The sequence below is a fragment of the Alkaliflexus imshenetskii DSM 15055 genome (genome assembly GCF_000517065.1).
Taxonomy (GTDB): Bacteria; Bacteroidota; Bacteroidia; order Bacteroidales; family Marinilabiliaceae; genus Alkaliflexus; species Alkaliflexus imshenetskii.
The window spans coordinates 131633-145050 of the sequence record NZ_KI912105.1; the positions used below are offsets into that span (position 1 = coordinate 131633).

Sequence of the window (13418 nt, forward strand, 5' to 3'; positions counted from 1 at the left end):
CTAACCCAGCATCAACACAACAATACCGATTAATATCCCGGCAAGCAAAAATGCCTTCCGGCTGATGTTGACTTCGCGAAACAGAATGGCGCCAAAAAAGAAAGAGACAATAACGCTGCCTCTTCGTAATACAGAGACCACAGAGATAAGCGATTCGGGAAAATCAAGCGCGTAGAAATAGAGAAAGTCGGCAATTACCAGAAATACGCCAATTAAGGGAATACTCATTCGCCACGTTAGCGGCAATGGATTGGCCATGGTACGTCTGATCACAAACACCAGAGGTATAAGCAAAGCCACCTGGTAAATTGAAAAGAAACTCTGCACCGCCATTCGGTCAACCGAACGAATCAGAAACTTATCGAACAACGCACTGGCAGAGGCAAAGAGCGTTCCCATAACAGCAAACCAAACCCATTTGTTGTTGCGAAAAGAGATTCCTTCACGCCGTCCGGCAAATGAAAAAAGAAAGAAGAAGAAAAAAGTCATCAGCAAGCCAAACCACTGTACCAATGAGAGTTGCTCACGATAGATGACGATGGCACCCAAAAGCGTCCAAACAGGCGCAGTGGCACGTATTGGCGAGGCTATGGTAATTGGAAGATGTTTCAATGAGAAATATGAAAATATCCAGGAGGTCAATACAATGACAGTTTTCAGCAAAATCATCATATGCTCCCGAAAAGTAATTACGGGTATATAAAGCATACTGTCTGAACCCATTGTTCCATTATATGATAAAAAGACCAAGGGAATAAAAATGATGGCACTACTGAATGTACTGTAAAGTAAAACAAGCCATACAGCATTGTCTTTGAGGGCATGCTTTTTAATAACCTCATAAATCCCCAAAAAGAAAGCTGACGCAACTGTAAGAAACAACCAAATCATCACTATAAATTTATCAGGCAAAAGTAGGGTTATGGTTTCAATATCCCTAAAAAGAACCTATAATTTAGCTTAAATCCCAATCACAGACCAGAACATGTTTCTTTATGATAAATTACAGAAATTAAGAATAACAGAGTTGTGCTTTAATTTTAGGCTATTGCCTTTCATAATAAATTCATATAAATTTATAATAATGAAAACCATCCTGAGTTAAATGAAGTAATTAGTTAAACATTATTTCACATATCGTATGAAATACACAATTCTTACCAATGGGTACATAGTCAATAACATGACCATCACCAAAGGAGACATTCTGATTGGGAATAACAGAATAATCGATATGGGTAAGAAATTGCGCCTCCCAACTCCGGATACTCAGATAATTGATGCCTACAACAAATACTTGTTACCGGGCTTACTACATTTAAGATGTCCATTTTTGAAAGATGACGATGAAACATCCCACTCTGCAATTTATATAGCCATATCGCAAGGAGCCACATTTTTAATTGACATACTGAAACTTAAATCGACCAATTACGACAATGAGTATATCGAAAAGGTGAAATTAAATTGTCAACCTATTGTGGCCGACTACGGGTTACACCTTGACGCAGCGTGCTGTTCCGATTATGGCATCGAAGAATTAAGTGAATGCTTTTTACATGAGGGCATCAGTTCATTTCATTTGCGCTGGAAATATGTTGACAAACTTTTATCCGGCGAGCTGGATCACATATTACGCAAGGCATCTAAACTTGACTTTCTGCTAATTCTTGAAACAGCATCGGTTAAGGCAAACATTCAAATGTTGAGAGAAAATGCCTTCAGGAAATACCTGGACAGGTTGCAGGAGATAATAACATACGTGAAAAAAGCAGGTGTAAAGATGCTTATTACAGATATTTCATCGATGGACGAAGTAGATGAACTATATGCATTTAAGGATAATGACCATGTATATGCGGCCATCACACCGGGAAAAACAGCTTCTCATTTTCATCAACGCATAACCACTCACGATATATTAGAGCTGCATAGCAATCCCAATATAATTTTAAACTCTCCGGCACTTTCTTTGCCAGAAAACACTGCCGACTATTTTATCGAGAATGGCAAAAATCCTTCATTCATAATGGAGATGATAGGACAGACCAACAAACCTGCACAATATCTGCCAAAACTATGCGATATGTTTGCTACCCGTCCGGCACAACTTCTGGGCGTATACCCGCAAAAAGGAACCCTCAACCCGGGAGCAGATGCTGACATCATAGTATGGAATCCCACAGTTCCGGATCAGATTAAGACCGATGGCGCAAATACGTCTTTGCTGCGCCAGGACATCTCCACATTAATACTCAACGGGGAGGTAATATCAGAGGAACAGTTGATAATCTCACATCAACTGCGAGGACGATACATACACCGTTTCCCTATATTAACGGCCAGACATGAAGTTATTTAGCTCTTCAAAATCCTCTATTCAAAGTAACTCATCCCCTACTTCATTATAACCATGGTTGCGCCATATCCATACTCACGAAATGATGCATCCTGAAAATAGTAGCCTTTGTACCTTCGCTCCAGCTCTTTACGAATCTCAGTTTTTAAAACGCCATTACCAACGCCATGTATAAAAACTATCTTCAACCCTTTACTTCCTTTATTGGCCTCCATCACAGCATTAAACCGATCCATCTGTATATTCAGGATTTCACCATTTGAGAGCCCCGAAGTGTTATCCAGCAATCCATGAATATGCAAATCTACCTCTAACAACTCAGGAGTGTTTTTGCGCTTCTCAACCTTTGGAGCAGGTTTTGCCTCCTTCTCTTTGATAATGGCAGCAGCTTCGCGTTCGGTGAGCAGTTCAAGCTTCTGCTCCAACTCACTCTTAATTATTGACAGAAGCACGGCCGGTTGATGAAAAAAATCGTTGGCAACAAAACTATTGTCTTTAAAGAAACGCTTGGCCTTAACATGAATGGTATTGGATACCGGTTTCAGGACAGGATACGGCTTTCCCTTTTTGAACAGAATAATTTGAACATCGAGTGAGGTATCAAGTTCCTGGGGTGTTTTTTCAACAAGGGGCAGCTTGGTGTTTGGCTCAATCACACCTTGCTGCATGGCATACATATAACCATCGTCGCCACGCTGAGAAATAAGATATGTGCAGTAATAATTGCTGTCGTTAATAAAATAGGCAGCGAGTTTATCGTCACCCTTTACACTGCCCGACTTGATGAAACCCAAATACAATGAAGGCGAAAAATCATCATGTCCCTCTTCTTCCAGTTCTTCGTGATAGGCTTCTTTTTCAGAAACATCCTCCGTAACACTTTGGATTTTAGGTGGTGCGCCAGGCGAAGTATGGGTAGCAGATTTTATATCAGCGCGCTGCTCCACAACAACAACTTCAAAAACCGGGGACGGTACTTCAAAACCATCCTCATCTTCTACAAAGACCAAATTCCCTTCGATGCGGGTGACAATGCCACCGCCAACCTCATTCAAGAACCTTACACGGTCGCCTATTCCTACCTTCATGGCTATATGATTTATCGAAAATTACAATTCATGTACGGGTAAATGAGCAGATAAATCTGCCCTATTGTTAAAGTTGCAACAAAGTTAATTAATTTTACAGCCCTCGAAAACGATTGCCAATTTCTGTTTTCGATCATAACGATATTTCTATTAAAACACATTTTGGTTCACAACCGGCATTTGAAAAAGATACAGATGAGTAGAAAGATGACATCCCAAATAAACATAAACGAGTACGACTATAATCTGCCACAGGAGAGAATAGCCAAATATCCTCTCGAAAACAGGGATCAATCCAAACTTCTGATATACAAAGACCAAAATATCAGAAACACTGTATTTTCCAATTTACCTGCCGAACTACCAGAGAATGCACTGCTCATCTTCAATAACACACAAGTTATCAGGGCACGCATGCTTTTTGCCAAGCCTACAGGTGCGCGCATCGAAATATTCTGTTTGGAGCCTCATCAGCCGGCCGATGCCGCACTTGCTTTTCAACAAACCACTGAAGTAGAGTGGATATGCATGGTTGGCAATCAAAAAAAGTGGAAAGAAGGAGACGTATTTGCGTCTGCAACTACCGAACAGGGTGAAGTGACTGTGAGAGCATCGATTATCAAAAAACTAAACGATGGTGTTATAATCCGATTCAGTTGGGACAAAGGGCTAACATTCTCCGATGTGATGGATGCAATGGGTAAAACACCTATTCCTCCATATTTAGAAAGAGATTCGGAAGAGATTGATACGGTACGCTATCAAACCATTTACTCCAGACAAAAAGGTTCTGTGGCAGCGCCTACTGCAGGTTTGCACTTTTCGGACGAAGTGATGAATCAGCTTGATGCCAAGGGCATTACAAGACTTGAACTCACGCTTCATGTGGGAGCCGGCACTTTTAAACCTGTGAAATCGGATAGCATTGAAGCACACGAAATGCACACAGAGCATTTTCAGATATCCATTGATGTGTTAAAGCAGATGGCTGCGCACCAAGGACATATTATTGCGGTTGGTACCACCAGTGTGCGCACACTTGAATCTCTTTTCTGGGCCGCGGTAAAACTTGCCAACGGGCAGCCTTGGCATCAAATAAACCAATGGGACGGGTTTGAACATGCCACCACTATCTCCATGCAAGAAGCCTTGAATATCCTCATTACAAAATTACAAGAGGAGAATCTGGCCCTCTATAAAGCTACTACAACCATTATGATAGCCCCAGGTTATAAATTCAGAATAATCAATGGGCTTATCACCAACTTTCATCAGCCAAGAAGCACATTGCTGTTGCTAATTGCAGCACTACTGGGAGAAAACTGGAAACGGGTATATGCCTATGCACTGGAAAATGATTTCAGATTCTTGAGTTATGGTGACAGCTCTCTGCTGATGGATAGCGCTACTTAGCGTTGTTCCGTTGACGCTCCAGCTCCTCTTTCAAAATTTCTTCAACATCGGCCACGCAAGTACCGCAAACAGTACCTGCATCGGTCTCATCCTGTATTTCCTGAAACGATGTAAGACTCTTTTCGCGTATAATGTGAATCAAGTCTTCCTTGGTCAGTTGCAAATGCCTGCAAACGTAATCTTTATCATCAAACATTACTATAGGTTTTTATTAGATTATTACCGGGTAAAACTGCTTTCTAAATATCAAAAAACATAGGCCAGAGATAGGAACTTCGCATACTTAACACGAATTATCATCGACTTACAGTTACCAATCTCAACAATTTGCTGTTATAAAAAAGGTAAAATAACCATCATTATATTCAGACAATTAAAATGTCATGTACTCGAACGGATACTATTACTCAACCTGTTTGCTATACCTCAATTTAAATTTAAGTATCTGTTATATTCACAGAGCATAAAAATAAACATACGCCACGTGATAACAATAGGTGTATCCACAAAAAATGGAACAATTCTTGATAAGACATCAACGCAAAAATAATGCGCCATTCTGGCGGCAAGCCGAATATTTTTGCACCATTCTTTTCTCTATTACCCGTTATTAGTTCTATTTTTGAGGAAATTAAACAGAAATATATCATTCGTTAAACGGATAAAACAATAAAATCATGAATCAAACTGTTGACATTAAAGAACTTAATGAACGCATCAAACAGGAAAGTTCATTCGTTGATCTGCTAACCATTGAAATGAATAAAGTCATTGTGGGACAGAAACACCTGGTAGAAAGTCTGCTCATCGGCCTTCTATCTGATGGGCATATTCTACTCGAAGGTGTTCCGGGTCTTGCAAAAACGCTGGCAATAAACACATTGGCTACCATTGTGGATGCCAAGTTCAGCAGAATTCAGTTTACACCTGACTTGCTTCCGGCCGACTTATTGGGTACAATGATCTATAGCCAGAAAAATGAAGAGTTTGTGGTAAAAAAAGGGCCAATCTTCACAAATTTTGTATTGGCCGATGAAATAAACCGCGCACCGGCAAAAGTACAGAGTGCCCTTCTTGAAGCCATGCAGGAGCGTCAGGTTACCATTGGCGACAAAACTTACAAGTTGGGAGAGCCATTTCTGGTACTTGCAACCCAAAACCCAATTGAGCAGGAAGGAACTTATCCACTGCCCGAAGCGCAGGTAGACAGGTTTATGCTTAAAGTGGTAATCACCTACCCCGAAAAACATGAAGAGCAGGCCATCATCCGTCACAATCTGGCACAAGTATTCCCAACAGCATCAAAAATTCTGAAACCTGAGGACATTATCAGAGCCAGAAAAGTTGTGAAAGATGTCTATATGGATGAAAAAATCGAAAAATATATCGTTGACATCGTTTTTGCCACTCGTTTTCCTGAGAGCTATAAACTGGAAAAGTTCAAGGATATGATCTCGTACGGAGCCTCTCCACGCGCCAGCATCAGCCTTGCAATGGCCTCAAAAGCTTACGCTTTTATCAAACGACGTGGATATGTGATTCCGGAAGATGTTCGAGCTGTTTGTCACGATGTGATGCGCCACCGTATTGGTCTGTCATACGAGGCAGAGGCCAACAATGTAACATCCGAAGAGATCATCAGTGAAATTCTGAACACGGTTGAAGTACCTTAATAACAAGGAAAACAACCATAGAAACAGATACAGCGTTAGCTGGCGCAACATATTGTGCCCGCCAACATGAGCAATTAGGTAACACTACAATCGATTCATTGTGGAAACAACCGACATTTTAAAACGAGTACGTAAAATTGAGATAAAAACGCGTGGTCTCTCCAGCAATATTTTTGCCGGGGAATACCACACCGCGTTTAAAGGCCGCGGCATGATGTTTAGTGAAGTGCGCGAATATCAGTTTGGCGACGATATCCGTAACATCGACTGGAACGTAACAGCACGCTTTAATCATCCCTACGTAAAAGTTTTTGAAGAGGAGAGGGAAATGACCGTGATGCTGTTGATTGATGTATCCGGGTCGCGTGAATTTGGTACTACCTGGCGTTTTAAGAAAAACATGATTACCGAAATAGCTGCCGTTTTGGCATTCTCTGCCATTCAAAATAACGACAAAACAGGGGTAATTTTCTTTTCCGACAGAGTAGAGAAATTCATTCCGCCCAAAAAAGGGAGAAAACACATCCTGCACATCATACGCGAACTTATCAGTTTTACACCCGAAGAGCGCAACACGGATATCGCCGGTGTTTTAAAATACCTCACCAACGCCATCAAAAAACGGTGCACCACATTTGTTATCTCCGATTTTATTGATGACAAATTTGAAGATGCATTGAAAATTGCCAATCAGAAACATGATGTGGTTGCCTTACGGGTGTACGACCCACGCGAAACTGTTATGCCCGATGTTGGTTTTGTTCAGTTTAAAGATGCTGAAACAGGCGAAAGCCAGTGGATTAACACATCGAGCCGTAAAACACGTGACGCGTTTAATCAATGGTGGACCGACAATGAAAAGCGAATCAATACCACCTTCACAAAATGTGGCGTGGACAATGTATCGGTACGTACCGATGAAGATTATGTGAAGGCATTGATGTCACTCTTTAAAAAACGGATTTAGAAACTATGTCAGCAAGAAAAAGAAATATACTCGTGAAACATCTTTTCACCTTACTGATGGTTCTGATTTTGCCAGTGGCAGGCCATAACGCTGCAGCACAAACAGTTTCAGTGCGCGCGGCGCTGGATTCCACGCTCATGGTTATAGGCGGGCAGATGAATCTGACGTTGCAGGTGAATCAACCAGCCGATTTACTAGTGGCTTTTCCGCATCTCACCGATACGGTTACTGCCAACGTGGAGATTGTACGCACACATGCGCGTGATACCATCCGCCTTGATAACAACAGACTATCAATTACCCAGATGTTCACTGTCACATCATTTGACAGTGGATTGCACTACATCCCGCCCATCCGTTTCGAATACATCGAAAGAGAGATGCAAAGCAGCGCACAATCCAACTCACTGGCTCTGATGGTAGTAAATCCATTTGTAGATGTGGATCCTGAAAAAGGATTCTTTGACCTTAAAGAACCATTTAATCTTCCGTTTATAATAAAAGAGCTGTGGCGATTCAGGTATTGGTTACTATTTCTGATACTTTTAGCAGCAGCCACTTACGGAGGCTGGTATTTCTGGAAAAACAGAAAAATACCTTTAAAAGAGATATTCTTTAAGGAACAACCCAAGGAACCGGCTCACGTGGTGGCGTTGCGCGAACTGGATCGCATTAAAAACAATAAAATATGGCAGACCGGCCAGATAAAGCAGTTCTATTCACAACTGACCGATACATTGCGTAAGTATATGGAAGAGCGGTATCATTTTCCGGCCATGGAGCAAACCTCGCATGAGATATTGCAAACCCTCAGAAAAACTGATCTTCCAGACAAAAAGCTGTACGAAAAAGTGGAACGTGTGCTTAATACGGCTGACCTTGCCAAGTTTGCCAAGTATGAACCACTGCCCGATGAAAACGATATGAGTCTTATCACAGCCTACTTTTTTGTGAACCAAACCAAGGAGGAAGAGATGCTTACACCTGAAGAAGCCGCGCAAAAATCAGTAGATAACGAGAAAGCTGAAGAACTAACATCTGAACAGAAGAAATAGGTATCTACATTTCTGATATACAAGGAATAAATAAAAAACATAAACCAGTGCGCATTGTCGCGCCGTGTTAAAAAGGAGTAAACCATGTTCAAGTTTTCATTTCTGCATCCTGAATATTTCTATCTGCTCCTGATTCTGATACCAATGATTGGATGGTATATATGGAAACAGCATACCGCCAATGCATCGCTTCAGATCAGCTCATTGAAATTTTTCAGTAAAATAGGGAAATCGAGAAAAACATATTTCCGCCATATTCCGTTTGCACTCAGATGCCTGGCGCTGGCATCAATCATCCTGGCGCTGGCGCGCCCGCAAAGCACTAACCAGCTTCGCAATGTCACCACCGAAGGTATTGATATTATGATATCGCTTGACATATCGGGAAGTATGCTGGCTATGGATTTTAAGCCAAACCGGATGGAAGTGGCCAAAGAAGTAGCCATCGACTTTATTAAAGGACGACCCAACGACAGAATTGGACTGGTTATTTTTGCTGCTGAAAGTTTCACGCAGTGCCCTCTTACGCTTGACCACAACGTGTTGATAAATCTATTCCGTGATGTGCGCACCGGCATGCTCGAAGATGGTACAGCCATTGGAATGGGATTGGCCACTGCTGTAAATCGCATAAAGGACAGCGATTCAAAGAGTAAGGTTATCATTTTACTTTCGGATGGTGAGAACAACAGGGGACAAATTGCCCCTCTTACAGCCGCTGAGATAGCCCGAACCTTTGGTGTACGTGTTTACACCGTTGGCGTGGGTACTGTAGGAACAGCTCCTTTTCCCATTCAAACGGTATTTGGACAACAGGTTCAAAATATGGAGGTACGAATTGACGAAGAGATGCTTCAGGAGATTGCAGATATCACCGGTGGCCAATATTTCAGGGCTACCGACCGCACCGCACTCGAACGCATCTACCGTGAGATTGATGAAATGGAAAAACATAAGATAGAAGTTCAGGAATACACCAGACATTCAGAAGAGTTTTTACCATTTGCACTTTTAGCGCTACTGTTTTTACTGGCAGAAATTGTTCTGAGAAATACAATCCTTAGAACGCTGCCATAGATACATTAAGTTTTAATATTAACTGCATCTAAAAAAGAGAGATATGTTTCGATTTGGGAATCCGGAATATCTTTATCTGTTATTACTTATACCAGCACTGGCTTTTCTGAACTTGCTTTTCACTCTGCAAAAAAGAAAAGCATTAAAGCGCTTTGGAAACCCGGAACTGGTCTCACACCTAATGCCGGATGTATCCATATTCCGGCCGGTGGCTAAGTTTTATCTGCTTCTGTTGGCGCTGATGTCAATCATTTTTATGCTTGCTGCGCCTCAGTTTGGCACCCGTCTGCAAACTGTGCAACGGTCCGGCATCGAAGTAATTGTGGCACTCGACGTATCAAACAGCATGAATGCCCGAGACATTGAACCAAGCCGTCTCGAAAGGGCCAAGCAAGCCATTATTCGACTTACCGATCGCCTTGTAAACGACCGCATCGGGCTAATTGTTTTTGCTGGGCAGGCATACACTCAATTGCCTATCACCTCAGATTATGCATCGGCAAAAATGTTTGTCTCAAATATTACAACAGATATTGTACCAACCCAGGGCACAGCCATTGGCGCAGCAATCAATCTGGCCATTAACTCGTTTACCGAACTCGAAGAGGTAAATCGCGCCATTATTGTAATCACCGATGGTGAGAACCACGAAGATGACGCTGTGGGAGCAGCCAGAAAAGCTGCCGAAAAAGGGATTAAAGTGTATACAGTAGGTATGGGCTCTCCGGATGGTGGCCCCATTCCGCTCAGTGGCACAGGCAACTTCCTGCGCGATAGAGACGGCAACGTGGTCATCACCAAACTGGACGAACAAATGCTTGCACAAATTGCTGCCGCCGGTAACGGAGAATATATACCAGCAAATAATATACGGGCAGGCATCAATAAACTAATGAATGAACTATCGGACCTTGAAAAAGCAGATTTTGAAACCAAGGTGTACACCGATTTTGAGGATCAATTCCAATATCTCGCCTTGTTGGCTCTTTTTATATTGATTATCGATTTTATGATTCTTGAGCGCAAGAACCGCCTGCTAAAAAACATCGATTTATTTACCGTAGAGGAGAAAAAGGAAGCATAGCAATGACCCATGAGATTAAATTAAACGGACTGAATATGAAATATATCGTTCTGACATTACTTTTAGCTTTTGGCGCCATATTATCAAATGCCCAGAATGAGCGGCGCCATGTGCGCAAAGGCATCGAATTGATGGAAAAAGATGAGTATAACCAGGCCGAAGCCGCGTTTAGAGAAGCATTAAAAGAGAAACCAAACTCTTTTGAAGCAGGCTATAACCTGGCGACAGCCCTTTTTCGTCAGGAGAAGTATGAAGATGCAGTAGTGCAACTTCAGGCCACTGTGCCTTTTGCTGCCAACGATGAGCAACTGGCAAAACTCTATCATAACATGGGAAATGGTTTTTTGTATGGACAGCAACTGGACAATAGCATCGATGCATACAAAAAGTCACTCAGGCTGAACCCACTAGATGACCAAACACGCTACAATCTCATTGCTGCCATGAAATTAAAAGATAAACAGGAAGAACAACAGCAGGAAGAACAACAGGAACAGGAGCAAGAGCAACAACAAGAACAGCAGCAAGAGCAGCAACAAGAACAACAACAGCAGCAGCAACAGCAGGAAAGTGATGGGCTGAGTCGTGAGAATGCGGAACGACTTTTGGAAGCAATTGAACAGGACGAACGTGAACTAATGGAAAAAATGAACCGGCACCAGCAACAACAACCGGTTAGGATTGAGAAAAATTGGTAATTTTACCAGATATATGGTGATAAACTCCCCCATTTGGATAAAATTGAGGAATGAGTATGGTCAGAAATTCAACCTCAATCCCAATCAAATATTTTGGAGTTTAATTATCAGGCAGATGATTTGAATTAAACAAATGAGATTGCACACATGAAGCGCATTTTAGCATATATCACGATATTCTTTCTGGCGATGATGCCCACATTGTCGCAAGAGGTAAAACTTACAGCAACTGCGCCCTCCTCGGTGGTGCAGGGAAGCAGGTTTCAATTGGTATATACCGTAAACAAGGAAGCTTCCGATTTACGTGTTCCCAACATTCCCGATTTCCAGATATTGATGGGGCCAAGTACCTCGCAAAGTTCGTCTGTACAGATTGTAAACAACCAGGTGAGCAGAAGCGTTACATATTCCTTTACCTATATTCTAAGGGCCGATAACACCGGAACCTTTGCTATACCGCCTGCCACCATAGAAGTAGATGGTAAACGCCTGGAAAGTAATGCTTTAAAAATAGAAGTGATTAAAGCCGATTCTCAGTCGGCCACACAACCTCAGCAACAGCGCCAGTCAAGTGCGGGCGACGATGGTGCCGTATCAGACGAAGACTTGTACATTACCATGACGGCTAATAAAACAGAAGTGTGGCAGGATGAACCGGTGCTTATCACCACCCGCATCTACACACGGGTGAATCTGGAAGGAATATCGGATGTGCGACAGCCTGAACTGCGAAACTTTGTAGTAGAGGAATTGGAAAGCCAATCAGGAAACATCCAATGGACCATGCAAAACATTGATGGCCGTACCTACAGAGTAGGTACATTTAGTCAGCGGGTTGTATATCCTCAAACGTCTGGACGCCATACCATCGAAGGCGCTTCCATCGAATTTATGATTCGTCAGCGCCAGGCCCGACAATCTCAAAGCATTTTTGGCGATTTTTTTGACAGCTATCGCACCGTTAAACGTCGGGTAAGCGCTAAAAACCTTACCATTAATGTAAAACCACTGCCATCACCACGTCCGGCAGGCTTTTCCGGTATAGTAGGTGACATCACCCTCAACGTAACAGCATCTAAAACTGAGTCACGGGTAAACGATGGCATCACTCTGAAAGCTGTGATATCCGGCACAGGAAATCATCGCTTGGCGCGCAATCCAGAGTTCAAAATTCCAAACGATTTTGACACATTCGACCCAAAAGTAACCAATAACATCACGCAGACAGCGCAAGGCGGACGTGGCACACGAACGGTGGAAACCCTGATTATTCCGCGACATTCAGGCACATTTGAAATTCCACCTGTGGAGTATAGCTATTTCAATCCAGGCACAGGACGTTACCAGACATTAAAGAGTCAGCCAATTACCATAAATGTTGAACGCACAGGCACTGAAGACCGCGCAGCCGCAGCCACTTCGCCCGGCATCAACAATACGCGTGAAAACGTACGATTACTTGGGCAGGATATTCGTTTCATAAAAACCGGCACAGTAGTTCTCCGTCCGGTAAACACCTTCCTGTTTGGAAGTACCTGGTTTATCCTTGCGTATATTGTTCCTCTGGTTATGTTCCTTATAATTTTTGTACTTAACCAACGGCGCATCAAAGAAAATGCCGATATGCAAAAGGTGAAAACCAGAAAAGCGAATCGCATTGCCCTAAAAAGATTGAAAAAATCGGCCATTTTGCTGAAAAAGGGCGACCAGGAAGGCTTCTACGAGGAGCTTTCGCGTGCTCTTTGGGGATATACCGGTGACAAATTGGCCATTCCAACAGCCAAACTGAATAAAGATAACGCGCGGTCTATACTTATCAGCAGCGGTGCACAAGCCGAACTCTCTGATGAATTCCTCGGAATAATTGACACATGTGAATATGCCAGATATGCGCCACAAAACGACCATCAGGAGCGCGACCAGCTCTATCGCAAAACACTGGATACCATAAGCAAACTTGAAGGTCAGCTTAAAAGACGCAAGGCATAATAACAGCATTAAGGA

12 protein-coding genes are annotated in these 13418 nt (G+C 42.5%); 9 read left to right on the forward strand and 3 right to left on the reverse strand.

Translation table 11 applies throughout. The features are described from left to right. Positions 1–891, reverse strand: a complete 891-nt coding sequence (locus tag ALKIM_RS0100600) for a DMT family transporter (protein WP_235714349.1) — start codon at positions 889–891, stop codon at positions 1–3. 250 nt (positions 892–1141) lie between these two features. Here ALKIM_RS0100600 and ALKIM_RS0100605 point away from each other — a divergent pair, with 250 nt between their 5' ends. Further along, positions 1142–2362 carry an amidohydrolase family protein gene (locus tag ALKIM_RS0100605; RefSeq protein ID WP_026472976.1) on the forward strand — a complete coding sequence of 407 codons (1221 nt, stop codon included), beginning with the start codon at positions 1142–1144 and terminating at the stop codon, positions 2360–2362. Between the two features lie 35 nt (positions 2363–2397). On the opposite strand, the gene ALKIM_RS0100610 is transcribed toward ALKIM_RS0100605, so the two are convergent. Next, a complete protein-coding gene (locus ALKIM_RS0100610; RefSeq protein ID WP_026472977.1) occupies positions 2398–3447 on the reverse strand; it encodes a DUF2027 domain-containing protein in 1050 nt (349 codons plus the stop codon). A gap of 195 nt (positions 3448–3642) precedes the next feature. Between ALKIM_RS0100610 and ALKIM_RS0100615 the strand changes: the two genes are divergently transcribed. Continuing rightward, complete coding sequence (locus ALKIM_RS0100615) at positions 3643–4860, forward strand: S-adenosylmethionine:tRNA ribosyltransferase-isomerase (RefSeq protein WP_026472978.1); 1218 nt, start codon at positions 3643–3645, stop codon at positions 4858–4860. Here the strand turns inward: ALKIM_RS0100615 and ALKIM_RS0100620 are convergent. After that, entirely contained in the window at positions 4853–5056 is a 204-nt protein-coding gene (locus ALKIM_RS0100620; RefSeq protein ID WP_044117652.1) for a (2Fe-2S)-binding protein, read from the reverse strand. The two genes, ALKIM_RS0100615 and ALKIM_RS0100620, sit on opposite strands and share 8 nt — an antisense overlap. A gap of 481 nt (positions 5057–5537) precedes the next feature. Here ALKIM_RS0100620 and ALKIM_RS0100625 point away from each other — a divergent pair, with 481 nt between their 5' ends. The 7 genes from ALKIM_RS0100625 to ALKIM_RS0100655 all read left to right on the forward strand — a co-directional run bounded on the left by ALKIM_RS0100625 (position 5538) and on the right by ALKIM_RS0100655 (position 13403). Then, a complete protein-coding gene (locus tag ALKIM_RS0100625) occupies positions 5538–6533 on the forward strand; it encodes an AAA family ATPase (protein WP_026472980.1) in 996 nt (331 codons plus the stop codon). Positions 6534–6633: 100 nt separating this feature from the next. Further along, positions 6634–7500, forward strand: coding sequence for a DUF58 domain-containing protein (locus ALKIM_RS0100630; RefSeq protein WP_026472981.1), 867 nt, complete (start codon positions 6634–6636; stop codon positions 7498–7500). Between the two features lie 5 nt (positions 7501–7505). Then, positions 7506–8555, forward strand: a complete 1050-nt coding sequence (locus ALKIM_RS0100635) for a hypothetical protein (protein WP_044117653.1) — start codon at positions 7506–7508, stop codon at positions 8553–8555. Positions 8556–8639: 84 nt separating this feature from the next. After that, entirely contained in the window at positions 8640–9632 is a 993-nt protein-coding gene (locus ALKIM_RS0100640) for a vWA domain-containing protein (RefSeq protein ID WP_026472983.1), read from the forward strand. Positions 9633–9675: 43 nt separating this feature from the next. Beyond that, on the forward strand, positions 9676–10716 hold the full coding sequence (locus ALKIM_RS0100645; protein ID WP_026472984.1) for a VWA domain-containing protein: 1041 nt from the start codon (positions 9676–9678) through the stop codon (positions 10714–10716). 35 nt (positions 10717–10751) lie between these two features. Then, positions 10752–11414, forward strand: a complete 663-nt coding sequence (locus ALKIM_RS0100650) for a tetratricopeptide repeat protein (protein ID WP_044118049.1) — start codon at positions 10752–10754, stop codon at positions 11412–11414. Between the two features lie 147 nt (positions 11415–11561). Continuing rightward, complete coding sequence (locus ALKIM_RS0100655) at positions 11562–13403, forward strand: BatD family protein (RefSeq protein ID WP_052345167.1); 1842 nt, start codon at positions 11562–11564, stop codon at positions 13401–13403. Positions 13404–13418: the final 15 nt, after the last annotated feature.

Coding starts and splice junctions, on each gene's coding strand:
- ALKIM_RS0100600 (WP_235714349.1), bottom strand. CDS start 891: ATGATTTGGTTGTTTCTTACAGTTGCGTCAGCTTTCTTTTTGGGGATT.
- ALKIM_RS0100605 (WP_026472976.1), top strand. CDS start 1,142: ATGAAATACACAATTCTTACCAATGGGTACATAGTCAATAACATGACC.
- ALKIM_RS0100610 (WP_026472977.1), bottom strand. CDS start 3,447: ATGAAGGTAGGAATAGGCGACCGTGTAAGGTTCTTGAATGAGGTTGGC.
- ALKIM_RS0100615 (WP_026472978.1), top strand. CDS start 3,643: ATGAGTAGAAAGATGACATCCCAAATAAACATAAACGAGTACGACTAT.
- ALKIM_RS0100620 (WP_044117652.1), bottom strand. CDS start 5,056: ATGTTTGATGATAAAGATTACGTTTGCAGGCATTTGCAACTGACCAAG.
- ALKIM_RS0100625 (WP_026472980.1), top strand. CDS start 5,538: ATGAATCAAACTGTTGACATTAAAGAACTTAATGAACGCATCAAACAG.
- ALKIM_RS0100635 (WP_044117653.1), top strand. CDS start 7,506: ATGTCAGCAAGAAAAAGAAATATACTCGTGAAACATCTTTTCACCTTA.
- ALKIM_RS0100640 (WP_026472983.1), top strand. CDS start 8,640: ATGTTCAAGTTTTCATTTCTGCATCCTGAATATTTCTATCTGCTCCTG.
- ALKIM_RS0100645 (WP_026472984.1), top strand. CDS start 9,676: ATGTTTCGATTTGGGAATCCGGAATATCTTTATCTGTTATTACTTATA.
- ALKIM_RS0100650 (WP_044118049.1), top strand. CDS start 10,752: ATGAAATATATCGTTCTGACATTACTTTTAGCTTTTGGCGCCATATTA.
- ALKIM_RS0100655 (WP_052345167.1), top strand. CDS start 11,562: ATGAAGCGCATTTTAGCATATATCACGATATTCTTTCTGGCGATGATG.